General features: G+C 70.4%; 27 protein-coding genes. 15 read left to right on the top strand and 12 right to left on the bottom strand.

Going from position 1 to position 25,755, the window contains the following annotated elements:
* Genes Q4V64_RS18150 through Q4V64_RS18185 form a run of 8 tightly spaced genes read left to right on the top strand, consistent with a single transcriptional unit; the run spans nt 1 to nt 4,852 of the window.
* A complete protein-coding gene (locus Q4V64_RS18150; RefSeq protein WP_172629351.1) occupies nt 1-714 on the top strand; it encodes a GvpL/GvpF family gas vesicle protein in 714 nt (237 codons plus the stop codon).
* Nucleotides 715-741: 27 nt separating this feature from the next.
* Nucleotides 742-1,005 (top strand): gas vesicle protein GvpG, encoded by a 264-nt coding sequence (locus tag Q4V64_RS18155; RefSeq protein ID WP_124442087.1) that lies wholly within the window; start codon nt 742-744, stop codon nt 1,003-1,005.
* A gap of 26 nt (nt 1,006-1,031) precedes the next feature.
* On the top strand, nt 1,032-1,673 hold the full coding sequence (locus Q4V64_RS18160) for an ABC transporter substrate-binding protein (protein ID WP_172629350.1): 642 nt from the start codon (nt 1,032-1,034) through the stop codon (nt 1,671-1,673).
* Nucleotides 1,666-2,814, top strand: coding sequence for an SRPBCC family protein (locus Q4V64_RS18165; protein ID WP_124442086.1), 1,149 nt, complete (start codon nt 1,666-1,668; stop codon nt 2,812-2,814). Before Q4V64_RS18160 ends, Q4V64_RS18165 begins: the two co-directional genes overlap by 8 nt.
* A 20-nt stretch (nt 2,815-2,834) precedes the next feature.
* Nucleotides 2,835-3,401: a gas vesicle protein gene (locus tag Q4V64_RS55060; protein WP_124442085.1), complete on the top strand. Its 567-nt coding sequence runs from the start codon at nt 2,835-2,837 to the stop codon at nt 3,399-3,401.
* Entirely contained in the window at nt 3,398-4,207 is an 810-nt protein-coding gene (locus Q4V64_RS18175) for a GvpL/GvpF family gas vesicle protein (protein WP_124442084.1), read from the top strand. Before Q4V64_RS55060 ends, Q4V64_RS18175 begins: the two co-directional genes overlap by 4 nt.
* Entirely contained in the window at nt 4,204-4,464 is a 261-nt protein-coding gene (locus Q4V64_RS18180) for a gas vesicle protein (RefSeq protein ID WP_124442083.1), read from the top strand. The genes Q4V64_RS18175 and Q4V64_RS18180 overlap by 4 nt, the downstream gene beginning before the upstream one ends.
* On the top strand, nt 4,448-4,852 hold the full coding sequence (locus Q4V64_RS18185) for a gas vesicle protein K (RefSeq protein WP_124442082.1): 405 nt from the start codon (nt 4,448-4,450) through the stop codon (nt 4,850-4,852). The genes Q4V64_RS18180 and Q4V64_RS18185 overlap by 17 nt, the downstream gene beginning before the upstream one ends.
* Nucleotides 4,853-4,871: 19 nt before the next feature.
* Here the strand turns inward: Q4V64_RS18185 and Q4V64_RS18190 are convergent, their stop codons facing one another.
* Nucleotides 4,872-5,165 carry a hypothetical protein gene (locus tag Q4V64_RS18190; protein WP_172629349.1) on the bottom strand — a complete coding sequence of 98 codons (294 nt, stop codon included), beginning with the start codon at nt 5,163-5,165 and terminating at the stop codon, nt 4,872-4,874.
* 287 nt (nt 5,166-5,452) lie between these two features.
* Between Q4V64_RS18190 and Q4V64_RS18195 the strand changes: the two genes are divergently transcribed.
* Nucleotides 5,453-6,277, top strand: a complete 825-nt coding sequence (locus Q4V64_RS18195; protein ID WP_124442081.1) for a helix-turn-helix transcriptional regulator — start codon at nt 5,453-5,455, stop codon at nt 6,275-6,277.
* Nucleotides 6,264-6,488 carry a DUF397 domain-containing protein gene (locus Q4V64_RS18200; RefSeq protein WP_124442080.1) on the top strand — a complete coding sequence of 75 codons (225 nt, stop codon included), beginning with the start codon at nt 6,264-6,266 and terminating at the stop codon, nt 6,486-6,488. The genes Q4V64_RS18195 and Q4V64_RS18200 overlap by 14 nt, the downstream gene beginning before the upstream one ends.
* A 211-nt stretch (nt 6,489-6,699) precedes the next feature.
* Here the strand turns inward: Q4V64_RS18200 and Q4V64_RS18205 are convergent, their stop codons facing one another.
* Genes Q4V64_RS18205 through Q4V64_RS18215 form a run of 3 tightly spaced genes read right to left on the bottom strand, consistent with a single transcriptional unit; the run spans nt 6,700 to nt 9,847 of the window.
* Nucleotides 6,700-7,500 (bottom strand): sugar phosphate isomerase/epimerase family protein, encoded by an 801-nt coding sequence (locus Q4V64_RS18205; RefSeq protein WP_124442196.1) that lies wholly within the window; start codon nt 7,498-7,500, stop codon nt 6,700-6,702.
* 29 nt (nt 7,501-7,529) lie between these two features.
* Entirely contained in the window at nt 7,530-8,699 is a 1,170-nt protein-coding gene (locus Q4V64_RS18210; protein WP_124442079.1) for a dihydrodipicolinate synthase family protein, read from the bottom strand.
* Complete coding sequence (locus Q4V64_RS18215; protein ID WP_124442078.1) at nt 8,696-9,847, bottom strand: Gfo/Idh/MocA family oxidoreductase; 1,152 nt, start codon at nt 9,845-9,847, stop codon at nt 8,696-8,698. Before Q4V64_RS18215 ends, Q4V64_RS18210 begins: the two co-directional genes overlap by 4 nt.
* A 325-nt stretch (nt 9,848-10,172) precedes the next feature.
* Between Q4V64_RS18215 and Q4V64_RS18220 the strand changes: the two genes are divergently transcribed.
* From Q4V64_RS18220 to Q4V64_RS18230, 3 genes are all read left to right on the top strand, one after another.
* Nucleotides 10,173-11,219, top strand: a complete 1,047-nt coding sequence (locus tag Q4V64_RS18220) for a LacI family DNA-binding transcriptional regulator (protein WP_124442077.1) — start codon at nt 10,173-10,175, stop codon at nt 11,217-11,219.
* Between the two features lie 306 nt (nt 11,220-11,525).
* On the top strand, nt 11,526-12,458 hold the full coding sequence (locus tag Q4V64_RS18225) for a bifunctional helix-turn-helix transcriptional regulator/GNAT family N-acetyltransferase (protein ID WP_124442076.1): 933 nt from the start codon (nt 11,526-11,528) through the stop codon (nt 12,456-12,458).
* Nucleotides 12,459-12,548: 90 nt separating this feature from the next.
* Nucleotides 12,549-13,349 carry a sugar phosphate isomerase/epimerase family protein gene (locus tag Q4V64_RS18230; protein WP_124442075.1) on the top strand — a complete coding sequence of 267 codons (801 nt, stop codon included), beginning with the start codon at nt 12,549-12,551 and terminating at the stop codon, nt 13,347-13,349.
* A 67-nt stretch (nt 13,350-13,416) separates the two neighbouring features.
* Here the strand turns inward: Q4V64_RS18230 and Q4V64_RS18235 are convergent, their stop codons facing one another.
* Nucleotides 13,417-13,629, bottom strand: coding sequence for a hypothetical protein (locus Q4V64_RS18235; protein ID WP_124442074.1), 213 nt, complete (start codon nt 13,627-13,629; stop codon nt 13,417-13,419).
* A gap of 371 nt (nt 13,630-14,000) precedes the next feature.
* On the opposite strand from Q4V64_RS18235, the gene Q4V64_RS18240 reads away from it, so the two are divergent.
* A complete protein-coding gene (locus Q4V64_RS18240) occupies nt 14,001-15,821 on the top strand; it encodes a glycoside hydrolase family 3 protein (protein ID WP_124442073.1) in 1,821 nt (606 codons plus the stop codon).
* A gap of 112 nt (nt 15,822-15,933) precedes the next feature.
* Nucleotides 15,934-16,581 carry a hypothetical protein gene (locus Q4V64_RS18245; RefSeq protein ID WP_124442072.1) on the top strand — a complete coding sequence of 216 codons (648 nt, stop codon included), beginning with the start codon at nt 15,934-15,936 and terminating at the stop codon, nt 16,579-16,581.
* Nucleotides 16,582-16,620: 39 nt separating this feature from the next.
* On the opposite strand, the gene Q4V64_RS18250 is transcribed toward Q4V64_RS18245, so the two are convergent.
* The 7 genes from Q4V64_RS18250 to Q4V64_RS18280 all read right to left on the bottom strand — a co-directional run bounded on the left by Q4V64_RS18250 (nt 16,621) and on the right by Q4V64_RS18280 (nt 25,748).
* Nucleotides 16,621-18,081: a S28 family serine protease gene (locus Q4V64_RS18250; protein WP_124442071.1), complete on the bottom strand. Its 1,461-nt coding sequence runs from the start codon at nt 18,079-18,081 to the stop codon at nt 16,621-16,623.
* 135 nt (nt 18,082-18,216) lie between these two features.
* Entirely contained in the window at nt 18,217-18,609 is a 393-nt protein-coding gene (locus Q4V64_RS18255; RefSeq protein WP_124442070.1) for a hypothetical protein, read from the bottom strand.
* Nucleotides 18,610-18,685: 76 nt separating this feature from the next.
* Nucleotides 18,686-22,453 carry an ABC transporter ATP-binding protein gene (locus Q4V64_RS18260; protein ID WP_124442069.1) on the bottom strand — a complete coding sequence of 1,256 codons (3,768 nt, stop codon included), beginning with the start codon at nt 22,451-22,453 and terminating at the stop codon, nt 18,686-18,688.
* Between the two features lie 102 nt (nt 22,454-22,555).
* Entirely contained in the window at nt 22,556-23,572 is a 1,017-nt protein-coding gene (locus tag Q4V64_RS18265) for an esterase-like activity of phytase family protein (RefSeq protein ID WP_124442068.1), read from the bottom strand.
* 101 nt (nt 23,573-23,673) lie between these two features.
* A complete protein-coding gene (locus Q4V64_RS18270) occupies nt 23,674-24,546 on the bottom strand; it encodes a serine hydrolase (protein ID WP_124442067.1) in 873 nt (290 codons plus the stop codon).
* Nucleotides 24,547-24,704: 158 nt separating this feature from the next.
* Nucleotides 24,705-25,388 (bottom strand): SUMF1/EgtB/PvdO family nonheme iron enzyme, encoded by a 684-nt coding sequence (locus Q4V64_RS18275; RefSeq protein WP_124442066.1) that lies wholly within the window; start codon nt 25,386-25,388, stop codon nt 24,705-24,707.
* A gap of 36 nt (nt 25,389-25,424) precedes the next feature.
* The gene (locus tag Q4V64_RS18280) at nt 25,425-25,748 is read right to left on the bottom strand and encodes a hypothetical protein (protein WP_124442065.1); all 324 of its coding nucleotides are present in this window, start codon (nt 25,746-25,748) and stop codon (nt 25,425-25,427) included.
* Between the last annotated feature and the right edge of the window lie 7 nt (nt 25,749-25,755).

The following is a 25,755-nucleotide window of genomic DNA, read 5'->3' on the forward strand; positions in this document are numbered from 1 at the left end:
ATGTCCCTGTACGTGTACGCGATCACCAAGGCGTCGCATCCATTGAACCTCGAGGGCCTCAAGGGCGTCGGGGAGCCGCCCGCGGAGTTGCACGCGGTCCGCAACGGTGAGCTGTGCGCCGTCGTCAGCGAGGCCCCTGAGGACCTTTCGATCGCACGCCGTGACGTGGGGGCGCATCACGAGGTCCAGGAGCGTCTGTGGGCCCACGGCACCACTCTGCCGTTGAGTTTCGGCTTCGTCGCCCCGGACGAGGACGCCGTACAGGCCCTTCTCGAGGAGCGGGCCGAGGCCTTCACACAGCGCCTCGACGAGCTCACCGGGATGGTGGAGTTCAACGTCAAGGGAGTGCAGGACGAGGACACGGTGCTGCGCGCCGTCCTGGAGGAGTCCGAGCAGGCCCGTGCGCTGAGCGAGGCGACCCGCGAGGGCGGCGGAACGTACGAGGACCGGCTGGCGCTCGGCCAGCTCGTGGCCCAGGAGGTGCAGAACCGACAGCAGGCGCTCGGCGAAGAGGTCCTCGCCGCCCTGCGTCCGTTTGTGGTGTCCGAGAGGCTCGCTCCACCGTCCCAGCAGTACTTCGTGAACGTGTCCTTCCTGGTGGAGGACGAGCGGTCCAAGGAATTCGCCGACGCCGGCAGCGAGCTGGCCGAGCGTTTCGGAGAGGGGATCGAGCTGCGGCTACGAGGCCCCTTGCCGCCGTACAGCTTCGTCTGATTCGTCTGATTCGTCTGAGGAGGCGATGTGGGACTGGTCACGGGGATCCTGACCCTGCCGTTCGCCCCCGTGCGGGGCATCGGCTGGGTGCTCGACAAGGTCGTCAAGACCGCCGAGAACGAGTTCTACGACCCCGCTCCCGTACAGGAAGCACTCGTGAACCTGCAGCGGGCATGGGACGAGGGCCGCATCGACGAGGAGACATTCGCACGGCGCGAGGAGGAGTTGCTGCGCCGCATGGAGGAGATCAGGGTCTACCAGCTCCAGCGGGGCGGGCAGCCCGGACTGTGACGCCTGGGCAGGAAGAAGACAGGATCATGAACAACGCCAAGATCGGCGCCGCCGTCCTCGGTGGTTATGCCCTGGGGCGGACGAAGAAGGCCAAGCTCGCCCTGAGTATCGGCGCGGCGCTGGCCGGGTCACGGGTCAGGCCCGGGCAGCTCGGCAAGGCGCTCGACACCTCGTTCCTCAGCGGCATCCGCAAGCAGGTGCGCACCGAGCTGACGGAGGCGAGCAAGGCGGCGGCGACATCCGTACTGACGGCGAAGGCCGAGAGCCTGGCCGAGACCCTGCACGAACGCACCGCGGGCCTGCAGGAAAAGGCACACCTGGAGGGCGAAAAGGAGGAGGGCGAGGGCGGCCGGGAGGACGAGCCCCGGGCCGAAGAAGAGCGTGAGGACGAAGAGGACCGGGACGAAGAAGAGGACCGGGACGAAGAGGACCGGGCCACGGGGCGCGAGGACGAAGGACGCGAAGCCGAAGGACGTCGCGAGGAGCGGAAGGGCGAAGAGCGGCAGAGCCGGGCGCGGCGAGCCCCGGCGCGTCGGGGCGAGGGCCGCGAGAAGGCGCAGCACCGCGGGTCGGACCAGGGGAGCGAGCCGCGCAAGAGGAAGACGGGCTCCGCACAGAGCCGCCCGAAGAGCGGCACCTCAGGGTCGAGGAGGCAGGACGATGGCTGAGGGCAAGGCGGCAGAAGGCGGCTCGGCGGGTGCCGGGACCCTCACCAAGGCCCGGGAACAGGCACAACAGGCCCCGGGCGCCAACCGGTTGAAGGAGGAGCTGGAGAGCTACATCCAGGCCCGCGTGCAGCTGATGCTGGAGGGCGTGGGCCACCGGCTGGGCTCCGGAGCGCGCCGGCTGGGCGAAGCGCACATGAATCCTGGCGGGCTGGCCAAGACCGTGGGCAAGGGCGCCAAGAAGCTCGGCGCGCAGCTGCCGACGGGCAAGGAGGTCCTGGCCTCGACCGCGTCCCATGCCAAGGACGCACTGGTGGACAAGGCGAAGGACGTACTCCCCGGGAAGACGCACGGGAAGGGTCCTGCGGGCGGCACCGGCCGGGAGCTCACCATCATCGAGGACATCGACGTGGGCGTCCCGGTGCGCGAGGCGTACGACCAATGGACGCAGTTCCAGGAGTTCGACCGGTTCGCCAAGGGCGTGGTCGACGTCGAGCAGAAGGACGACACCACCACCGAGTGGGAGGTGAAGATCGCCAAGGCGAGCCGTCGCTGGCACGGCAACATCACGGAACAGGTGCCCGACGAGCGGATCGCCTGGACGACCGAGGGGGACAAGGCCACCACCAAGGGCGTCGTCACCTTCCACCCGCTCGGCGAGAACCTCACCAAGGTGCTCCTCGTCCTGGAGTACTTCCCCAAGGGTGTGGTCGAGAAGACCGGGAGCCTGTGGCGGGCCCAGGGCCGTCGCGCACGGCTGGATCTGAAGCTCTACCGCACCTTCGTCATGATGCGCGGAGAGGCCACCGGGGGGTGGCGCGGGGAGATCCGCGAGGGCGAGGTGGTCCGGACGCCGGAGGAGGTCGAGGAGGCCGAGGCCGAGGGCCGCGAGGAGGAGGCCGAGGGCCGCTCCGAGGAAGAGGAGCGCGAAGAGGAGCGCGCGGAGAAGGAGCCCGAAGAGGAAGAACCCGAAGAGCGCTACGAGGAGGAAGAGGAAGAGGAAGAAGGGCCCGAGGACCGATTCGACGAGGATGAGGAGGAGGACGAGGACGAAGGACCGGAGCCCGACGACCGTTACGACGACGCCGACGACGCCGAGGACGCCGAGGAAGAAGCGCCCGAGAAGCGCCGCCGCCACGGCTAGAAAACGAGGTCGAGTGTGCCGTGAGCCAGTCCGACTCCCCGGTCCCCACGCCTTCACGGGCCCTCTCCCCGTACGGCGGCCAGGGGTCCAGCGCGAACCTCGCCGACATTCTTGAACGCGTGCTCGACAAGGGCATCGTGATCGTCGGCGACATCAAGATCAACCTGCTCGACATCGAGCTGCTCACCATCAAACTCCGTCTCCTGGTGGCTTCGGTCGACAAGGCCAAGGAGATCGGCATCGACTGGTGGGAGCACGATCCGGCCCTGTCGTCCCGTGCCGACGGCCGGCGCTCCCTGGAGGAGCAGAACGAGCGCCTGCGCGCCGAGGTGGAGGAGCTGCGCAGACGGGTCGCGAGGTCGTCCCCGGCGGAGCTGTCCGAGAGCAGGTCGGGCGAGCGCCGCCGATCGCATGACGCCGAGCGGGAGCCCCGTACCGAGTCACGCGCGGAGCGACGCACAGAGCCCCGTAGGGAGCGGCGCGCGGAGCCGGAGGGTGAGCAGCGCACTGAGCCGCGACGCAAGCGGCGGAAGACCGAGGACGCCGAGGACGCCAAGGACGTCGAGAACCGGAGCCGACGACAGTGAACGGGCAGCTGAGCTACGCGTACGCCGTGCTGCGGTCCTCCCCCGCGCTGGAGCGGACCGCGCTCGCCGGTGTCCATGGCGTGGAGGGCGCCCCGGTCACACTGGTCCACTCGGGCGCGGTGGCCGCCGCGGTCGGTGCCGTGCCCCTGGAGGAGTTCTCGGAGGCGGCGCTGAAGGTCCGGCTGGAGGACCTGGAATGGCTGGAGGCGACGGCCCGGGCCCACCACCTCGTCATCGAGACCCTGGCCGCGCACACCACGGTCCTCCCCCTGCGGCTGGCCACCGTGTACCTCGACGACGACCGGGTCCGGGAGATGCTGAGCGAGCGGGAGGAGGCCTTCTCCGCGATGCTGGACCGGCTCGCCGACCACGAGGAGTGGGGCGTCAAGGTCTACGCCGAGCCCCCGCCCCCGGCTCCATCGGCCGGCCCGGCCGACGAGGCGGACGAGCAGAGCCCGGGACGCACGTACCTGCGGGACCGCAGGCGTCGGCGCCAGACACGCGAGGACACGTGGCGGGTCGCCGAGGAGGCCGTACAGCGGACGGAGCTGCAGGCCCGCGGTCTGGCGGTGGAGCGCGCCCGCCACCGGCCGCAGCAGGGAAACCTCGCCCAGGTGTCCGGCGAGAACGTCGCCAACGACGCCTACCTCGTCCCACGCCGTCTGGCCGACGAGTTCCGCAGCCGGATGCTGCACGCCGCCGACGGCCTCCCCGGCGTCCGCGTGGACGTCACCGGCCCGTGGGCCCCGTACTCCTTCGCCATGCCTCCGGAGCCCTACGAGCGGGAAGGGGCAGTACGACAGTGAGCGAGTACGGCGACTACGACGCCCGCCCGGTCAGCCAGCCCCAGGTGGCGTTGATCGACCTGCTCGACCGGCTGCTGAGCGGCGGCGTCGTGCTGACCGGCGACCTCGTCCTGTCGATCGCCGACATCGACCTGGTCCGGATCTCGCTGCGCGCGGTGGTGGTCGCCGTCCGAGAGCAGATGGACGAACAGTGGGCACCCTTCATCCCGGAACGGGCCCTCACGGGACAAGGCGGCCACGATGACGAGCCCGCCTGACCGTCCGCCCGCCGACCGGCTGCGGGAAGTGGCCGACGCCGCGACCCGGGCCTTCTCCCTGCTGCCCGCCCAACCGGACGACGTGGCCCCGCCCCGCACCGACCGGGGCCGGGCCGCCGCGCGCCGCCTGCGGACCGATCCCGACACGGTGGAGCGGGACCTCGTCAAGCTGGTCCTCACCATCGTCGAGCTGCTGCGCCAGCTGATGGAGCGGCAGGCCCTGCACCGCGTCGACGAGGGCAACCTGACCGAGGAGCAGGAGGAACGGCTCGGCCTGACCCTGATGCTCCTCCACGACCGGATGGCCGAACTGTGCGACCGCTACGGCCTGACCATGGAGGATCTCAACCTCGACCTGGGACCGCTCGGGACGCTGCTGCCGCCCTGAGGCGTCCGCGGCCCTCGGGTCAGTCACACAACCGCGCTCCCCTGCTCTCCGCGACGCGCTTGACGTCCAGGAGGGACTCGCTGAGCCGACTGGCGAGGTAGTGCAACTCCCCTCGGGTCGTGTCTGCCTGTGCAAGGAGTTCGGCTGCGTGGCCGAGGAGATCGCTGGCCATGCCGAGTTGGACGCGTTCCGTCTCGTCGGCGAGACGCGAGACATACCCCGTGCCGTCGCCCACGACGTAGCAGCGTTTGCCCTCCTGCCCTGTCCAGGGCAACAGGCGGGCGGTCGACTGCTCGTGGCCCGCACTGCTCACCGGATCCTCCCCTCTCGGCCGATCACCATCGAGCCGAGGCCTCCGGATCCCTGCATCGGCGGAGTGCTCTCGGGGGGAGGTGCCGGGAGGCGGCGTCTGCGTGCCGGGGAGAGGAGGCGCAGGAACGGCTCGAAGAGCCGGGTGATGCGGTTTGCCACGTCGACCTGCTTTCCCACCTGCGGTGACTGCGTTCTGTTGCGAATCACTCACAGAATGGGGTCGGCGGTGGCTACGCTGCCAGAGGTGGGGACTTGACATCGCCTCTGTCAGGAACGGGAGTTGGCCTCATGAGCGAGACTCGCAAGCCTCGGACGCAACGACAGAAGTACGGAGAGGAACTGAGGCTGCGACGGGCGGCAGCCGGGCTCACCCAGGAGGAACTGGGCGATCAGGTCGTGTGCTCGCCCACGCTGATCAGCCACTTCGAGGCCGGGAGACGGCTGCCGAAGCCTGATGACGCGCAGCGGATCGACCGGGCGCTGGGAACGGACGGGTTCTTCGCTCGGTGGCTGGAGGATCTGGAGAGCAAGTACGACGTCCACTTCGCTGCCGCCGCCGCGCTGGAGCAACAAGCCACCCTGATCCAGCAGTTCGCCCTCTCCCTGGTTCCCGGGATGCTTCAGACCCCCGACTACGCGCGGGCGGTATTCGCTGCGTACCGCCCCAACCACACGGCCGAGGAACTTGACGACGAAGTTGTCATTCGAACAGAGCGTGCCCGGATTCTGGACGGGCCGTTGAAACCGGTCATTTGGACACTGCTCGACGAGGCCGTACTCCGGCGTCGCGTCGGTGGCCCGCAGGTCATGGCGGAACAACTGCACAAAATCGCAGACATGGCAGAGGCCGGTCGGTTGCGCCTGCATGTCCTTCCGTACGGCGTCGGCGCACATGCTCTGATGCATAGCCTGCTCACTCTCATGAGCTTCGAGGATTCCGCTCCCGTGGCCTACGTCGAAGGCTTCCTCGTCGGCCAACTGCTTGACGATCCAGCCCTGGTGAACGCCTGCCAGGCCTCTTACGCTCTTGCCCTGAGCGACGCGTTGTCGAAGCAGGAGTCCCTGGCGCTCGTCAGGGTGGCAGCAGAGGAACACGAGCATGGTCAGCAGTGAGCACACCGTCTCCGACTCGTCCAACCTCACCGGGTGGTACAAGTCGAGCTACAGCGGCGGCAACCAGGGCGAGTGCCTTGAGGTCGCCTGCGGTCACCACGGCGTGCCCGTCCGCGACAGCAAGGCCCCCACCGGCCCGGCGCTGGTCTTCTCAGCGGGCGGCTGGACGTCGTTCGTCACCGCCGTCAAGGACGGCCGCATCGGCGGCTGAGGTGCCGTCACGTCCGGTCCTCCACGTCCAGGAATCCGGTGCGTAATTCTGGATCGCGGAGGAGGGTGAGTACGTCGCCCTCCTCCGCGAACAGGATCTCCGCGGCGGGCAGCGGCACATGGGCGTCGGCATCCGTTCGTTCGGGTGTCGCGCCCGATCCTACGGCCGTGGCCTGCCCGTCCGTGGCGGAGGCGGGCAGGCCGCTGATCGGTCAGTCCGCCGTGTGCGTCACGAAGCGTTCTGCGGTCTCGGCGAGCACTTCCCTGCCGTCTCGCGCCCACAGCCCGTCGTTGAACAGCTCCACCTCGATGGCCCCGCTGTACCCGGCGGCCTCGACGTAGCCCTGCCACTCCCGCATGTCGATCGCCCCGTCGCCGATCTGCCCGCGGCCATTGAGGACGCCCTCGGGCAACGGCGTGGTCCAGTCGGCGAGCTGGAAGGTGTGGATGCGGCCGGAGGCGCCGGCCCGGGCGATCTGCTCGGGTGCGTTGTCGTCCCACCAGATGTGGTACGTGTCCACCGTGACGCCGACCTGCTGGGCCGGGAAGCGTTCCGCGAGGTCGAGGGCCTGGGTGAGGGTGGAGACCACGCAGCGGTCGGAGGCGTACATCGGGTGGAGCGGCTCGATGGCCAGCTTCACGCCGTGCTCCTGCGCGTACGGGCCCAGCTCTCCCAGCGCGTCGGCGATCCGCTCCCGCGCGCCGTGCAGGTCCTTGGAGCCGGCCGGCAGACCGCCGGAGACCAGGACCAGCACGTCGGTGCCGAGGGTGGCGGCCTCGTCGACCGCCCGGCGGTTGTCGTCCAGCGCCTTGGCGCGCTCGGCCGGGTCGATCGCCGTGAAGAAGCCGCCGCGGCAGAGGGTGGTGACGGTCAGGCCCGCGTCGCGGACCAGCTTGGCCGTGGCCTCCAGGCCGTACGACTGGACCGGCTCGCGCCAGAGGCCGATGTTCTGGACGCCCAACTCACCGCATGCCTCAACCAGTTCGGGCATCGACAGCTGCTTGACCGTCATCTGGTTGATGGAGAAGCGTTCGAGGCCGGTCACTGGTTCACTCCGTACAGGCTCAGCAGGTTCTTCATCCGCTCCTCCGCCAGCTTCGGGTCCGGGAACAAGCCCAGGCCGTCGGCGAGTTCGTAGGCGCGGGCGAAGTGCGGGAGGGAGCGGGCCGACTGCAGGCCGCCGACCATCGTGAAGTGCGACTGGTGGCCGGCCAGCCAGGCCAGGAAGACCACGCCCGTCTTGTAGAAGCGGGTGGGGGTCTGGAAGAGGTGGCGGGAGAGTTCGACGGTGGGGTCGAGCAGGTCGCGGAAGCCCTGCACGTGGCCCGTGTCCAGGACCCGTACCGCCTCGGCCGCCAGCGGGCCCAGCGGGTCGAAGATGCCCAGCAGGGCGTGGCTGAAGCCCTGCTCGTCGCCCGCGATCAGCTCGGGGTAGTTGAAGTCGTCGCCCGTGTAGCAGCGGACGCCGTCGGGGAGCTTGCGGCGCAGGTCGATCTCGCGCTGGGCGTCCAGGAGGGAGACCTTGATGCCGTCGACCTTGTCGGGGTGCGCGGCGATGACCTCCAGGAAGGTGTTCGTGGCCGCGTCCAGGTCGGTGGAACCCCAGTAGCCCTCCAGCGCCGGGTCGAACATCGGGCCCAGCCAGTGCAGGATCACCGGCTCGGAGGACTGGCGCAGGAGATGGCCGTAGACCTCCATGTAGTCCTCGGGGCTCTTGGCCACGGCGGCCAGGGCCCGGGAGGCCATGAGGATGGCCTGGGAGCCCGACTCCTCGACCACCGCGAGCTGTTCCTCGTACCCGGCCCGGATCTCGTCGAGGCTGTACGGGTAGCCGATCTCCGTGGCGGCCAGCTGGTCCGTACCCACGCCGCACGCGATCCGGCCGCCGACCGCCTTCGCCTCGGCGGCGCTGCGGCGGATCAGCTCGGCCGCGCCCGCCCAGTCCAGGCCCATGCCGCGCTGGGCGGTGTCCATGGCCTCCGCCACGCCCAGCCCGTGCGACCACAGGTGGCGGCGGAAGGCGAGGGTGGCGTCCCAGTCGACGGCGGCGGGCGCGTCGGGGGACACGTCGGCGTACGGGTCGGCCACGACATGGGCGGCGGAGAAGACCGTACGGGAGGTGAAGGGGGAAGCCGGGGTGAGGGCGAGGGGTTCCGTGCGGGGTTCGTAGGTCCGCAAGGCTCCGCTGCTGTCGGGCAGTCGGATGCTCACAGCGCGACCTCCGGGACGTCGATACGGCGGCCCTCGGCCGACGATGCCAGGCCCAGCTCGGCGAGCTGGACGCCGCGGGCGCCGGCGAGGAGGTCCCAGTGGTAGGGGGCGTCGGCGTAGACGTGCCGGAGGAACAGCTCCCACTGGGCCTTGAAGCCGTTGTCGAACTCGGCGTTGTCGGGGACCTCCTGCCACTGGTCGCGGAAGACCTCGGTGGCGGGGATGTCCGGGTTCCAGACGGGCTTGGGGGTGGCGCTGCGGTGCTGGACGCGGCAGTTGCGCAGACCGGCGACGGCGGATCCCTCGGTGCCGTCCACCTGGAACTCCACCAGCTCGTCGCGGTTGACGCGGACCGCCCAGGAGGAGTTGATCTGGGCGATGGCGCCGCCCTCGAGCTCGAAGATGCCGTACGCGGCGTCGTCCGCCGTCGCGTCGTACGGCTTGCCGTTCTCGTCCCAGCGCTGCGGGATGTGGGTGGTGGCGATGGCCTGGACGGACTTCACGCGGCCGAAGAGCTCGTGGAGCACGTACTCCCAGTGCGGGAACATGTCGACAACGATGCCACCGCCGTCCTCGGAACGATAGTTCCAGGAGGGGCGCTGGGCCGCCTGCCAGTCGCCCTCGAAGACCCAGTAGCCGAACTCGCCGCGGATGGACAGGATGCGGCCGAAGAAACCGCCGTCGATGAGGCGCTTGAGCTTGAGCAGGCCCGGGAGGAAGAGCTTGTCCTGGACCACGCCGTGCTTGATGCCGGCGTCGGCGGCGAGGCGGGCGAGCTCCAGGGCGCCCTCGAGGCCCGTGGCCGTGGGCTTCTCGGTGTAGATGTGCTTGCCCGCGGCGATCGCCTTCTTGAGCGCCTCCTCGCGGGCGGAGGTGACCTGGGCGTCGAAGTAGATGTCCACGGTCGGGTCGGCGAGGACCGCGTCCAGGTCCGTCGAGACGTGCTCCAGGCCGTGCTGCTCGGCGAGCGCCCTGAGGGCGTGCTCGCGGCGGCCGACCAGGATCGGCTCCGGCCACAGCACGGTGCCGTCGCCGAGGTCGAGGCCGCCCTGCTCGCGGAGGGCCAGGATGGAGCGGACCAGGTGCTGGCGGTAGCCCATGCGCCCGGTCACGCCGTTCATGGCGATACGCACCGTCTTGCGTGTCACGTCATTCCCTTCGTAGGCGTCGTACGCAGCGTCGTACGCGAGTCGTACATGAGTCGTACGTGAATGTGTGCGCCGTGGACGCCCTCACTGATGAGCGTTGCAGCAAGCGCTTTCTATCCAATGAGAAGCTAGCCTCTGACCAGCGGTCTGGACAAGACCGCGACGAGGTCGAGTTGTTCGAGGGGACGAACAACGGAGGTCGGGGGCTTTAAGGTCTGCTCGACACCATGGGTGAGGGAACCGGTGGGGGCCGTTGGCCCGTGTTCGACGAGGTACGACGAGGGACGACGGAGTACGACGAGATGCGCGACCGGAGGACGACGAGATGACGGTGACCCTGGCGGACGTGGCGGCCCGCGCCCAGGTCTCCCCCGCGACGGTGTCGCGCGTACTGAACGGGAACTACCCCGTCGCCGCCTCGACCCGTGAGCGGGTGCTACGGGCGGTGGACGAGCTGGACTACGTACTGAACGGCCCGGCGAGTGCCCTGGCCGCCGCGACCTCGGACCTGGTCGGGATCCTGGTGAACGACATCGCCGACCCGTTCTTCGGGATCATGGCGGGCGCGATCCAGTCGGAGATCGGGGGGCCGGGCGGACGGGCCGGCGGGGAACGGCTGGCGGTGGTGTGCAACACCGGTGGCTCTCCCGAGCGGGAGCTGACGTACTTGACCCTGCTCCAGCGGCAGCGGGCCGCGGCGGTCGTGCTGACCGGCGGTGCCATCGAGGACGCGGCGCACAGCGCGGCGATGTCGGCGAAGATGCGGAGGCTGGAGGACGCGGGGACGCGGGTGGTGCTGTGCGGGCGGCCGCCGGCGCCGGACACCCGGGCGATCGCGCTGACCTTCGACAACCGCGGGGGCGGGCGTGAGCTGACGGAACACCTGATCGACCTGGGGCACCGGCGACTCGGCTACATCGCGGGTCCCGAGGAGCGTACGACGACCCGCCACCGACTGGAGGGCCACCGGGCGGCACTGGAGGCCCACGGGATCGAGGAGGATCCGCGCTGGACGGTGCACGGGCGGTACGACCGGCGGTCCGGCTACGAGGCCACGCTGGAGCTGCTGCGGCGGGATCCGTCCCTGACGGCCGTGGTCGCCGCGAACGACTCCGTCGCGCTGGGGGCGTGCGCGGCGCTGCGGGACTCCGGGCTGCGGATCCCGGAGGACGTGTCGGTCGCCGGGTTCGACGACCTGCCGTTCAGCATCGACGCGGTGCCTTCGCTCACGACGGTGAGGTTGCCGCTGGCGGAGGCGGGGGCGCGGGCCGGGCGTATCGCGATGGGGCGGGAGGAGCCGCCGCCCGGGGGGATCGCGACGGTTCGGGGGGAGCTGATGGTACGGGGGTCCTCCGGGGTGCCGCGGGGTTGATGGTGCCGTTGCTCTGAGAAGTGACCGGCGTGGGTGCGGGGGGCCTCCGGGGCCGTCGCTCTGAGGGGTGACCGGCGTTTGTGCGGGCCTCGCTGGGGGCTCTGCCCCCAGACCCCCGGGCCTATGCCCACCCACCACCCGACTCGGTCGGCCGAGAGGGTGCCGATGCCCCCGGAGGCTCCGACCCCTGACCCCCGTACCGCGCGGCGGCCGACTGCCGGAAATCCATGGACGGACGGCGTCCTGCGGCCTACGCTCGACCCAACGATATCTCTGACTGAGTCAATGATCCGGGGGTCGACGATCATGAGCGTCCAGGACATCCGTGCCTTCAACCGCTTCTACACGAACGTCATCGGCGCCCTCGACTACAGCCGCCACCTCTACGCCCCCTACACCCTCACCGAGTCCCGCGTCCTGTACGAGCTCGCGCACTCCCCGCGTACGGACGTGGCCGATCTGCGCACCGAGCTCTCCCTGGACGCCGGGTACCTGAGCCGCATCCTGAACAAGTTCGAGCAGGACGGGCTCGTCGAGCGCGCCCCGTCCGCGCGCGATCCACGCCGTCGCCGCATCACGCTCACCGCGCGCGGCCGCGAGACCGCCGTGCTGCTGGCCGAGCGCGCCAACGAGAGCGTCGGCGCGCTGCTCGCCACCGTCCCGTCCGCCGACCGCCCCCGCCTGTCCGAGGCGATGCGGACCGTCCGCGAGCTCCTCTCCGACGGCCGCCCTCCCCGCCGCGAGGACGTCGTCCTGCGCGAACCGCGCCCCGGCGACCTCGGCTGGATCGTGCAGCGCAACGCCGCCCTGTACGCCGCCGAGTACGGCTTCAACACCGACTACGAGGGGCTGGTCGCGAGGATCGTCGCCGACTTCGCCGAGGATCACGATCCGCATCTGGAGCGGGTGTGGATCGCCGAGCTGGACGGGCGTCCGGTGGGGTGCGTGATGTGCGTACGGGACGAGGCTCCCGCCACCGCCCGCCTGCGGCTCCTGCTCGTCGAGCCCGACGCCCGCGGTCTCGGCATCGGCGACCGGCTCGTGCGGGCCGTCGTCGACTTCGCCCGCGGCGTCGGCTACCGGGATGTGGTCCTGTGGACCAACGACATCCTCGCCGCCGCCCGCCGCATCTACCAGCGCCACGGTTTCGTCCTGGTCGCCGAGAAACCCCACCGTTCCTTCGGCCAGGACCTCAACGGCCAGGACTGGCGCCTGGAGCTGCACGGCGGGGAAGATTGACCGGAGAGCCGCTCGCTGCGTCTGGGCGCGGGACCGCCACGAGGCGCCCCCGTCTGGACCCGAGCACCCCGGCGAGTGACAGTAGGGACCATGAAACTGGCGTTCTCCACCCTCGGCGTCCCCGGCCTCCCCCTCCCGGAAGTGCTGCGGCTCGCGACCACGCACGGCTACCACGGCGTCGAACTGCGCGCGCATCCGGAGGAGCCGGTGCACACCGGCCTCGACCTGACCCGCCGTACCGATACGGCGGCCGAGTTCAAGGCGGCGGGAGTGGAACTCCTCGGCCTCGCGGGGTACGCCCGGGTGGCCGCACCGGGCGACGACGAGCCCGTGATAGAGGAGATCCGCCGCCTGCTCGACCTCGCCCGCGACCTGGGCGCCCCCTTCGTCCGGGTCTTCCCCGGCGCCACCGCGGAACAGAGCCGCGAGGAGGCCGACGCCACGGCCGCCCGGAGGCTCGGCACGGCCGCGGAGTACGCCACCGACTGCGGCGTACGCATCCTGCTCGAAACCCACGACTCGCACCGCACCGGCGCCGACGCGATCCGCGTCCTCGGCCTGGTGGGCCACCGCCAGGTCGGCTCGCTCTGGGACGTCATGCACACCTGGCTGGGCGGCGAGCAGCCCTCGGAGACGTACGCGGCGCTCTCGCCGTACCTCGGATACGTCCAGGTCAAGGACATCGCCTCGGCCGAGGACACGACCCCGGTACCCCTCGGCGCCGGCGTCCTGCCGCTCACCGAGTGCGTGGACGTCCTCTCCCGCCACGAGTGGGACGGCTGGCTCTGCTGGGAGTACGAGAAGCGCTGGTACGAGGCGGCGCCGCCGCTGCCCACCCTGCTGGCCGCAGGCCGCGACCACCTGTCCCGACTACTGAACGACTCGGCCTGACGCACCGGCGTTGAGGCACCCAGCGATTGGCAGATCTGTTCCACCGGCACTCTCACGTGACCTGACCCTATGAGGGCCGGGCCCCCTCCGCCTGGACCTGCATCTCGTAGTACGAGTCCGCCGCCGTCCCGTGGAACGCCTCGTCGTAGGCCGCCATCGCCCCGCGCAGCGCCCCACCCGCCGTACCCCGCCGGCGGATGTGCCTCGCCAGCCAGGTGAAGAAGCCGAGCACAACCGCCAGGAAGGCGATGACCATCAGGAGCGGCAGAAGCTGATCCATGCGCTCGACCATACGTCCGCGTCGCCCGCACACACCACCCCGTTCAACCCACCACCCCCGCCCCCACCGACTTCGGGAAATCAGGCCGGAGCCGGGAACCCCGCCCCACTCCCGCTCGTCCAATCCGCAAGCTGCCGGAGAGTCACCGTGGTGCGGTGTCAGCCCTCGCTGCTGGCTGCGATCGCTGACCAACCCTCTCCGCCGTGCCACGGCCGGCAGCACGCCGCCATCGGCGCGCCCCCCTCCAACTGCGCCGATGGCGGCCCCTCCATGGCCCCATGGCCGGTGCGTGGTCCCTTGACCGGCAGAAACTTCCCGGATATTGCTGGCTCCTCGGAAGTTTCCTTCAACGGACTCCGGAAGGAGCGCACATGCCCTCCAGACGCACCTTTCTCGCCGGCACCGCAGGCATCACCACGGCCCTGACGATCGGCAACCCCGCCCACGCGGGCGCCACGAACGACAAGAGCGACAAGAGCGACAAGAGCGACAAGCAACTCCGAGCCCTGATCTCCCGCATGACCCTCCCGGAAAAGGTCGGCCAGCTCTTCGTGACGCGGGTGTACGGCCACTCCGCCACCGCCCCCGACCAGGCCGACATCGACGCCAACCTCAAGGAGCTCGGCGTCCGCACGGCCGCCGAGCTGGTCGCCCGGTACCGGGTCGGCGGGATCATCTACTTCACCTGGGCGCACAACACCCGGGATCCGCATCAGATCGCCGACCTGTCCAACGGGATCCAGAAGGCGTCCCTGGAGCGGCAGCGCGGGCTGCCCGTGCTCATCTCCACCGACCAGGAGCACGGCATCGTCTGCCGCGTCGGCGAGCCCGCCACCCTCTTCCCCGGCGCCATGGCCGTCGGCGCCGGCGGCTCCCGCGCCGACGCCCGCACCCTCGGCCGTATCGCCGGCCAGGAGTTGCGCGCGATCGGCGTCCGGCAGAACTACTCCCCCGTCGCCGACGTGAACGTCAACCCGGCCAACCCGGTCATCGGCGTACGCTCCTTCGGCTCCGAGCCGGACGCCGTCGCCGGCCTGGTCGCCGCCGAGGTCGCCGGGTACCAGCGCTCCCAGGTCGCCGCCACCGCCAAGCACTTCCCGGGGCACGGCGACACCTCCGTCGACAGCCACTACGGCTTCCCGGTCATCACCCACACACGTGCGCAGTGGGACGCGCTGGACGCGCCGCCCTTCCGGGCCGCCATCCGGGCCGGCATCGACTCGATCATGACCGCGCACATCCAGTTCCCGGCCCTCGACGACTCCGGCGACCCGGCCACCCTCTCCCGCCCGATCCTCACCGGCATCCTGCGTGAGGAGCTCGGTTACGACGGGGTCGTGGTGACCGACTCGCTCGGCATGGAGGGCGTGCGGACCAAGTACGGCGACGACCGCGTGCCCGTGCTCGCGCTCAAGGCCGGCGTGGACCAGCTCCTCAACCCGCCCTCCCTGGCCGTCGCGTGGAACGCCGTGCTGAAGGCCGTACAGGAGGGGGAACTGACCGAGGAGCGGCTCGACGCGTCGATCCTGCGGATTCTGCGGCTGAAGGCGGGACTGCGGCTGTTCGAGTCCCCGTACGTCAGCCAGGCCGGCGTCACCCGGACCGTCGGCACCGCCGCACACCTGGCGGCGGCCGACCGGATCGCCGAACGGACGACCACGCTGCTGGTCAACGAGGGGCGTCTGCTGCCGCTCTCCCGTCGCCGCCACCCGAGGCTCCTCGTCGTCGGCGCCGACCCCGCCTCACCGTCGGGGACCACCGGCCCGCCCACCGGCGTCCTCGCCACCGCCCTCACCGAACTCGGCTTCACGGCCACCGCCCTGTCCACCGGCACGACGCCTTCCGCCACCACCATCGCCCAGGCCGTCGCGGCGGCGCGGGGCGTGGACGCGGTGGTGGCCGGGACCTACAACGTCACGGCGACCAGCGCCCAGAAGACCCTCGTCGAGCAGCTGGTGGCCACGGGGAAGCCGGTCGTGGCGGTCGCGATCCGCAATCCGTACGACGTGGCCCACCTGCCGTCCGTCCGGGCTTGCTTGGCGGCATACTCCTGGACCGACGTCGAACTGCGCGCCGCCGCACGGGTGATCGCGGGCCGGGTCGAGCCGCGCGGGAAGCTGCCGGTGCCGGTGCAGCGGGCGGACGAGCCCACGCGGGTGCTGTATCCGGTCGGCTACGGGCTGTCGTACTAGACGTACGCCACGCAACCGGCGCACCATCCCCAAAAGGCGCAAAGCCCCCCGAATGTCTGGCATGGCCCGCCACGGCGGGTCACGCTGGACGGGGTTACCCGGGGGGATGGCGATGCGCGAGAGAGGCTCCGTGGGGGTGGTGTGCGCACTGCTGGCGCTGCTCGCCGCCCTGCTCACGGGATGTTCGGGGTCGGCGTCCGGTGCGGGCGGAGCAGGCGAGGAGGACGGCCGGCTCGGCGGGGAGGTGACGCCCTCGCCGACGCGGACCTCCGGGTACGGCGCGGTGTTCCTCGCGGTCGACGAGTGCAGTTCCTTCGGTACGACCAGCTTCACCGAGGTCGCGTGTACGGGTGAGCGGGCGGCGGCGCGGGTCGTGGCGCGGCGTGACGGCACGGTGGGCGACGGGCCGCCGTGTCCGGCGACCACGGACTTCGTGCTGCACATCAGCGCGCAGAGCCCGGCGTCGGACGAGGACGGCGACGGGACGGTGGCGCAGGGCTACGCCTGCATGCGCAACCTGCAGCCGCCGCATCCGGGCGACCCGGGCGGCGGGGGCGGGCCGCGCACCATCGTCGGAGACTGCGTCTACGCCCTGGGCGACGGCCAGGTCCGGGAGACGGCGTGCGACGGCGAGGGCGAGAGGAAGCCGGAGTACGAGGTGACGAAGGCGGTCGGCAAGCGCGCCGAATGCCCGCTGTCGACCGCCCTGTACGTCCAGCTCGGCGGCGAGCAGCCGGTGGGCTGTGCCCGGCCGGTGTGACCAACGGCCGGGCACAACAGGTGAGTTACGGCGGCAGAGTTACGGCCGTAGAGTCATCTCGCGCTCCACGTCCCGCTTGTCCAGCTTCGCGTCGAACTTCGCCAGCGGCTTGGCCGCCGACGGGTCGGCCTGGACGGCGGACGGGGCCACGCCCGCCCAGTCGAGGATCCTGGCCGTGGCGAGCGCCTTCTGATCCGGCACCAGACCGGCCACGTTCGCGCCGTGGTTCAGGCCGGGGGCGGTGAAGACGTAACTGTCCTTCGCGCCCTTGCCGAGGCGGAACGGCTCCGCGCCCCACGGGTCGTTCTCGCCGTAGACGAAGAGCATCTGCCGGGCGTTGTGCCGCACCCAGCTGTCCACGTCAAGCATCGCGAACGGCTGGAACTTCATCGGGATCGAGCGCGGGACGAAGTTCCGGGGCGGCTGGTAGCCGTAGCGGTTGTACTTCTTCTCGATGTGCGGGAAGTGGATCGTCGGCGCGCCGAGCTGCGTGCCCGCCTGGTAGTAGTACGGCGTGTACGGCGACAGGCCCTGGTCGGTGTAGAAGGAGAACCCGGCGATGGTGTCGATGGAGTCCCAGATCTCCTGGTCGGTGGCGTTCTTCGCGTCGGCCGGGATCGAGCCGCAGTCGGAGAGCAGGCTGTACTGCCAGAAGCCCCAGACGTAGTCAAGGACCGTGGCCTCGTAAGCCTTGTCAAGGCTGCCGACGGTGTCGAAGGTGTAGCCGTTCTCCGCCGCGTACGCCGCGTACCTCTTCTCCATCGGTTCCCGGCGCACCAGCGCCTCCCGCTGCACGCCGTTCAGCCGGTCGCGGCACTCCTTGGTGCCGACGGTGGCGAAGAAGCGGTCGTAGGCCGAGTCCTCCTTGTTCACCACGTCGTTGGGGGCGACGTAGGCGACGACGCCGTCCATGTCGCGCGGGTAGAAGCGCTCGTAGTAGGTGGCGGTCATGCCGCCCTTGGAGCCGCCCGTGGAGAGCCACTTCTCGGTGTAGATCGCCTTCAGGGCCTTGAAGATACGGTGCTGGTCGCTGGCCGCCTGCCAGATGTCCAGCTTGGTCCAGTCGGCCGGGTCGGGCCGGGACGGGGTGAAGAAGCGGTACTCCATGGAGACCTGGTTGCCGTCCACGATCTGGGTCGGCTCGCTGCGGCGGGGCGTGGTGGAGACGTTGTAGCCGCTGGTGAAGAAGACCGTCGGGCGGCTGACGTCCTTGTGCAGCAGGGTGATCCGCTGCTGGAACGTGCCCTTGGACGGGTGCCGGTGGTCCACCGGCTGGGTGTAGTCGAGGACGAAGAAGCGGTACCCGGTGTAGGGCTTCTCCTCGATCAGGCTCATCCCCGGTATGGAGAGCAGCCGTTCCTTGATGTCCGTGGTCGCGGTGGTGCCTGTAGTGCCTGTGGTGCCTTCGGCCTCCGGCTCGGCGGCGGTGGCCGCGCCCGCCGTGCTCAACGTGCCTATGAGCACTGTGAACGCCAGCAGCCATCTGAGCGCCTTGCGCATGCACCCTCCCCTGTGAGTACAGATGTGCGCCGGAAGCTAGCGGAGCAAGTCGCCTCAGCACCAGGGGATATGACGGTTGATGGGGAAAACCCTGTAGCGGGCCGCGACTCAGTGCCTGTGACTCAGTGCCTGTGTTCAGAAGCGGATCCAGCGCCCGGAGTCGACCGATCCCCGGCCCACCGCGCCCTCCACCCACACGCTCCGCCGGCCGGCGTGCACGGTCACCGGCCCGGCGCGGTAGGCGTACCGCCCTTGGTCGACGACCGGGCGGAAGGCCCACATCTTCACGCTGACCATCATGTGCCGCTTGACGCCGGGCCTCTTGGGGAGCGTGACCGCGCAGACGTAGCCGCGCCGCTTGTAGATCTGCACCGAGCCGGTGGAGAACGTGAGCGTCTTGACCTTGCGTCCGGCGCAGGGCGCGGTGGCGGCCCGCGCGTCGGTCGGGGTGGCGACGGCGAGCAGTCCGGACGTGGTCAGCACGGCCATGCCGAGCGCGAGGCGCCGCCGTATCACACCACAGCTCACTGTCGTCCTCCCGTACCGCGACGATGTGCGTACGGGTGTACGGACGCATGACGTAAGTCGGATGGTTGCGCGACCGTCACTGGGACGCGCCGACCGGCTCCTCCGGCTCGGGCGCCCCGACGAACGTCCGCCACAGCTCGGCGTACCGCCCGTCCCGGGCCAGCAACTCGTCGTGCGTACCGTCCTCGACGACCCGCCCGTGATCCATCACCACCACCCGGTCCGCGCGGGCGGCCGTGGTCAGCCGGTGGGCGACCACGAGTGTCGTACGGCGGCCTGCCAGGCGGTCCGTCGCCTGGTTGACCTGGGCCTCCGTGGCCAGGTCCAGGGCCGCCGTCGCCTCGTCGAGGAGGAGGACGTCCGGGTCGACCAGTTCGGCGCGGGCCAGGGCTATCAGCTGGCGCTGTCCGGCGGAGAGGTTGCGGCCGCGCTCGGCGACCTCGTGGAGGTAGCCGCCCTCCAGCGTGGCGATCATCTCGTGCGCGCCGACCGCGCGAGCCGCCGCCTCCACCTCGGCGTCCGTGGCGTCCGGGCGGCCGTAGGCGATGGCGTCGCGGACGGTGCCCTGGAAGAGGTACGCCTCCTGCGGGACGACGCCCAGGCGGTGGCGGTACGACGTGATGTCGAGGGCCCGCAGGTCCGTGCCGTCGACCGTGACCCGGCCGCCCGTCGGGTCGTAGAAGCGGGCCACCAGCTTGACCAGCGTCGACTTGCCCGCGCCCGTCTCACCGACGAAGGCGACCGTCTGCCCGGCGGGGACGCGCAGGTCGATGCCGCTCAGGGCTTCCTCCTCCTCGCCGTACTTGAAGTGCACGTCCTCGAAGGCGATCTCGCCCCGCAGGGACAGCACCTCGAGCGGCTCGTCCGCGTCCTTGGTCGACGTCGGCTCCTGGAGGAGTTCCTGGATGCGGCCCAGCGAGACGGTCGCCTGCTGGTAGCCGTCGAAGACCTGGGAGAGCTGCTGGACGGGCGCGAAGAACAGGTCGATGTAGAGCAGGTACGCCACCAGGGCGCCGGTGGTCAGCGTGGCGTCGTCGACCCGGGCGCCGCCCACGATCAGCACCGCCGCCGCGGCGACCGACGACAGGAACTGCACGAAGGGGAAGTAGATCGAGATCAGCCACTGGCCGCGGATACGGGCCTTGCGGTAGCTGTCGCTGCGCTCCGCGAACCGCGCCCCGCCGTCCCGCTCGCGCCGGAACGCCTGCACGATCCTGAGCCCCGACACCGACTCCTGGAGGTCGGCGTTGACCAACGACACCCGCTCACGGGCCAGCTCGTACGCCTTCACGCTCGCCCGGCGGAAGAAGAACGTGGCGACGATCAGCGGGGGCAGGGTCGCGAAGACGACGAGCGCGAGCTGTACGTCGATCACCAGCAGGGCGACCATGATGCCGAAGAAGGTGACGACCGAGACGAACGCCGTGACCAGGCCCGTCTGCAGGAACGTCGACAGCGCGTCGACGTCCGTCGTCATCCTCGTCATGATCCGGCCGGTCAACTCCCGCTCGTAGTAGTCGAGTCCGAGCCGCTGGAGCTGGGCGAAGATCTTCAGTCGGAGGGAGTACAGGACCCGCTCACCCGTGCGCCCGGTCATCCGGATCTCGCCGGTCTGCGCCGCCCACTGGACGAGGACGAAGAGCAGGGCGAGGAGGGAGGCCGCCCAGATGGCGCCGAGCGCCATCTGGGAGACGCCGTCGTCGATGCCGTGCCGGATCATGACGGGGAGGAGCAGGCCCATCCCCGCGTCCACGGCGACCAGGCCCAGGCTGACGAGGAGAGGCAGACCGAAGCCGCGCAGCAGCCGTCGTAGGCCGTAGGACTCCTCCGGCGTGACCGCGCGGGCCTCGTCGATGTCCGGGACGTCGGTCGCCGGGGGCAGCGCGTCGACCTGGGCGAGGAGTTCGGGGGTGGCCGGGCTCTCGTCCATCGCGAGGTCCCGGCGCTCGCGCTCCCCCGCCCAGAGCCTGGGCGTGATGCCGCTCTCCGCGTCGAACTCGGCGTCCAGCTCGTCCCTCCCCCACCCTCGAATGCACTCGGGCGGGGGGACCCCCATGGAGGTGTCCTCCTGCGGGCAGGCGGGCTGGGCGTGGCCGGGCGAGACGCCGCCCAGTTCGTCGGGGTCGGTGAGCAGGCGGCGGTAGAGGGCGGAGCGCTGCTGGAGCTCCTCGTGGGTGCCGAGGTCGGCGAGCCGGCCGCCGTCCAGGACGGCGATGCGGTCGGCGAGGTTGAGGGTGGAGCGGCGGTGGGCGATCAGGAGGGTGGTCCGGCCCTGCATGACCTGCTTCAGCGCCTCGTGGATCTCGTGCTCGACGCGGGCGTCCACGGCGGAGGTGGCGTCGTCGAGGACCAGCAGGCGCGGGTCGGTGAGGATCGCGCGGGCGAGCGCGACGCGCTGGCGCTGGCCGCCGGAGAGGGTGAGGCCGTGCTCGCCGACCGTGGTGTCGTAGCCGTCGGGGAGCTCCCTGATGAACCGGTCCGCCTGGGCGGCGCGGGCGGCCTTCTCGATCTCCTCCTGGGTCGCGTCCGGGCGGCCGTACGCGATGTTGTTGCGGACCGTGTCCGAGAAGAGGAAGGAGTCCTCGGGGACCAGCCCGATCGCGGACCTGAGCGAGTCGAGGGTGAGCTCGCGGACGTCGTGGCCGCCGATGAGGACGGCGCCGCGCGTCACGTCGTAGAACCGCGGGAGGAGGAGGGAGACCGTGGACTTGCCTGAGCCGGAGGAGCCGACCACGGCGAGGGTCTCGCCGGGGCGGATCTCGAAGGTGAGGCCGTCGAGGACGGGGCGCTCGTTGTCGTACCCGAAGGTGACGTCGTCGAACTCGACGGTCGCCGGGGCGTCGGCCGGGAGCTCCTTGCCGCCGTCCCGCATCGACGGCTCGGTGTCGATCAGCTCCAGGACGCGCTCGGTGCCGGCCCGGGCCTGCTGGCCGACGGTCAGGACCATGGCGAGCATGCGGACCGGGCCGACGAGCTGGGCGAGGTAGGTGGAGAAGGCGACGAACGTGCCCAGCGTGATGTGCCCGCGCACCGCGAGCCAGCCGCCGAGCGCGAGCATCGCGACCTGGCCGAGGGCGGGGACGGCCTGGAGGGCCGGGGTGTACCTGGAGTTGAAGCGGATGGTGCGCAGGCGTCCCGCGAAGAGCCGCCGCCCGACCTCCCGCAGCTTCCCGGTCTCCTGGTCCTCCTGCCCGAAGCCCTTCACCACGCGTACGCCGCTGACGGCGCCGTCGACCACGCCCGCGACGGCGGCGGCCTGCGCCTGGGCGTACCAGGTGGCGGGGTGCAGCTTGGTGCGGGAGCGCTTCGCGATCCACCAGATGGCGGGGGCGACGGCCAGGGCGACCAGCGTGAGCGGCACGGACAGCCACGCCATGATCACCAGGGAGATCAGGAAGAGCATGAAGTTCCCGATGGTCATCGGGAGCATGAAGAGCAGGCCCTGGATCAGCTGGAGGTCGCTGGTGGCACGCCCGACGACCTGGCCGGTGGACAGCTCGTCCTGACGGCGGCCGTCGAGGCGGGTGATCGTCCCGAACATCTCGGTACGCAGGTCGTGCTGGACGTCCAGGGCGAGACGGCCGCCGTAGTAGCGGCGGATGTAGGTGAGGACGTAGACGACGAGGGCCGCGCCGATCAGGGCGCCCGCCCAGGGGGCCATGTCCCGGCTGTGGTCGCCGATCACGTCGTCGATGATCACCTTGGTGATCAGCGGGACCAGCGCCATGACGGCCATGCCGCCGAGGGAGGAGCCGAGGGCGAGGACGACGTCCTTGGGGTGGCGCCACGCGTAACCGGCCAGCCTGCGCGCCCAGCTCTGTGTCTCCCCCTGTTGCGCTGCCACGCGGGTGCCTTCCGTTCGACCTGTTAGACCTGATCTACCGGAAGACACCAACGCGAAAATAAGCGGATTTCATCCCTCCGCAACAAAAACGGGAGGGAGTGGTCAGATGCGCACCCGGAGGTAGTAGAACCGGGTCGTCTGTACGGCGTTCTGGTTGTCGTCGCTGACCAGGAGCACCCGCAGGGCGCCCTTGCTCGTGCCCGTGATCGCCATGCCCTCGATGTTGTCCAGCAGCGGGTTCGGCTGGGGCTGCTTCGCCGTGGCGCCCAGGGTCGGGCAGTCGGCGATGTCGGCGAGGAGGGTCTTCTTGATCAGCCGTACGCCGTCCTGGCCCGTCAGGTTCTCGATACCGCTCGTGTCCGTCGCGCGGCGCGGGTCGGCCAGGTAGAGGCGGACGGTGTTGCCGACGCCGGAGGTGAAGCCGCGTTCCAGGACGAGCAGGCGGCCGTCGGGGGTGGCCTGGACCTCGGGGACGCCGAGGCCGGTGTCCGTGCGGTAGGCGTACTGGGCGCCGAGCGCGAAGCCCTTGCGGTGCCGCTCCCAGGTCTGGAAGCGGACGATGCCCGGACTGTCGCCGGAGAGGGCGTACTCCATCGACGCGAGCAGCGTGCGGCCGCCGGGGAGCATGGTCAGGCCCTCGAAGGTGCCGTTGGAGACTGCGCGGCCGGCCGGGGCGACCTGGAGGGAGGGCGGGACGGGGAGGCGGTCGAGGATCTTGCCCTGGGGGCTGTAGCGGCGTACCGACGGCTCGGTCTCCGAGGTGATCAGCCGGGTGCCGTCACGGTCGATCACCAAGCCCTCCGAGTCGAGCGCGGCGCCCTTCTCATCAGCGAGCGGCACGACGTCCTGGGGCTCAAGGGTCTTCGCGTCCAGCGCGAAGAGCGAGGAGCGGTCGGAGAGGGCCGCCAGGGAGCCGTCCCTGTCCACCGCGAGCGCGGAGAAGTTGCCGACGAAGGTGCCGTCGTACGTCGTCTTGTCGAGCGCGTCGGAGAAGCGGTCGATGGAGACGGCGGGCGAGCAGGCGTGGTCTTCCTGTGCGGTGGCGGGGCTGGCGGCGGACAGACAAGTGGCCGCCGCCAGGGCCGCGGTGGTGGTCGCGAGTACGGTTCTCAGACGCATGGGGTCACCGTAGGGCGGGTCGGTGACGGACGGGAGACCGGCTCATGAAGGGTCGAGGGGTCGGGAGGGTGTCGCGGGATCGAGGTGTGGGGATCGAGGGGTCAGCTCGCGGCCAGATCCCTGTGCACGACCTTGGCCACGCCCTGGATGGTCGTGATGCCGTAGTTCATGGTGCCGTTGCCGTGCGAGAGGACGGTGATCATGTAGTCGTGCCCGCCCCCCTTGAACGCGCCGACGCTGTGCACCCGCCAGCCGTTCGTGGCCCGCTGCAGCCAGCCGTTCTTGACGGCCACGGAGACGCCGGACGGCACTCCGTACGGCGTCCCCCAGCGCTGCGAGGAGACGACCTGGCCCATCAACTTCAGGATGTATGCGCGGGAGTTGTCGCTCAGGACGGCGTTCTTCGCGGTGACGAGCTTGAGCAGCTTCTGCTCGTCGGTGACGGTGATCTGGGTCAGGCCCCAGTAGCCGTTCGCGCCCGGCTTGGTCTGGGTCATGCCGGCGGCGGTGAGGAAGCCCTTGATCTTCGTCATGCCCAGCTGCTTCCAGAGCGTGCTGGTCGCGGTGTTGTCCGACTTGGTGATCATGGCCTTGGCGAGGGAGGCCTCGCGGTCGGTGAGGTACCGGTTGTGCTTCTTGGCGTCCCACAGCAGCGTAGCGAGGACGGTGACCTTCACGACGCTGGCCGAGTCGTAGGCCGTTGAAGGGCGCAGCGTGCAGGTGGTCTTGGTGGAGCGGTCGTAGACGCCGACGGCGATCGTGCCCTTGCGATTCACGAGGGCGGCCGTGATGTCCTTCTTCAGCTTGGCGGCGAGGCCCGCCTTGGCGGACGTGCAGCTGACGGTCGGTGTGGCCGCGGCCGCGGGCGCGGCGGCGGCCAGGACGGGTACGAGCGCGCCGACAGCCGTGCCGGCCGCCAGGAGTCTCGTGCGGCGGGATATCGCTCGCGTACGACGGGATATCGCTGGAGTCATGCCCCAGTTGACTCACACGCCCAGGGGAAAGGTTGTACGCCCCGTCACTTCTCCTCGGCCTTCTCACAGCTGTGCAGGGGGTAATTGGCAGATCTGTTCCACTCCCGCGAAGGAAAACCCCAGGTCGGGTGGCCGTACCCGTGGAACAGATCTGCCAATTACTGGGTGAGCGTCACGTTGGAGCGCGCGATGCGGAATCCTACGTCGTCGACCTGGAATGTCGGGTGGCTGCGGCGCCGCGCAGAGGCCCGGCAACTCCAGTGCTCGTCGAACCAGCCACCGCCGCGGAGCACCCGGTAGGTGCCGTAGACCTCGGCGTCGTAGACGTCCCAGCACCAGTCCCAGACGTTGCCGAGCATGTCGTGAAGACCCCACGGGTTGGGGTGTTTGCCGCCCACGGCGTGAATGCGCTCCTGCGAGTTGCCGCGGTACCAGGCGATCTCGTCGAGCGGCGCGTACTGCGGCCCGGTCGTACCGGCACGGCAGGCGTGCTCCCACTCGGCTTCGGTCGGCAGCCGGTACCCGTCGGCGGATGCGTCCCACTCGATGCCTTCACTGTCGGCAGGGAGGTGGTAGGCGGGCGTGAACCCGTCGCGCAGGGACAGGGCGTTGCAGAACCGTGCCGCGTCCCACCAGGAAACGCACTCGACGGGCAACTGGTCCCCATGGGCGGCGCTGGGCCGCCGGCCGGTGATTTGTGCGTACAACCCCTGGGTGACCGGGAATGCCGCGAGCTGGTAGGGCGCAAGCTCGACCGACCAACTGCGACGCGTCCGCCGGTCCGACAGGGTTACCTGCCCCGGCGGGATGGCGACCATCTCGTTTCCCGTGATCAGGTCCATGATCAAGAGATCCTACCGGGACGCGTCGCGGGCGGCTCAGACTCGCGGAACCAGGTCGCTGTCGTGGACGGGTACGGCAAGGCGCGCGCCCCGGCTCTCCGCGATGCGGTGAGCGTCGCGCAGCGCCTCGGCCATACGGGCCGCCAGGAAGCGGAGTTGCGCGGAGGTGGCCTTGTCGTCGGCGAGTATGTCGGCCGCGTGGTCGAGGAGTTCGCCGGCCATACCGAGCTGCACGCTCTCGATGTTGTCGGCGACGCGGGAGAGGTAGCCGGTCCCGTCGGTCACCAGGTAGCAAAGCTTGCCTCCTGACCCTGCCCAGGGCAGCAGTCGTGCGCCGCCCACGCCGTTCGCGCTGTTCATGCCGTCC

The organism is Streptomyces sp. NL15-2K (genome assembly GCF_030551255.1).
GTDB lineage: Bacteria > Actinomycetota > Actinomycetes > Streptomycetales > Streptomycetaceae > Streptomyces.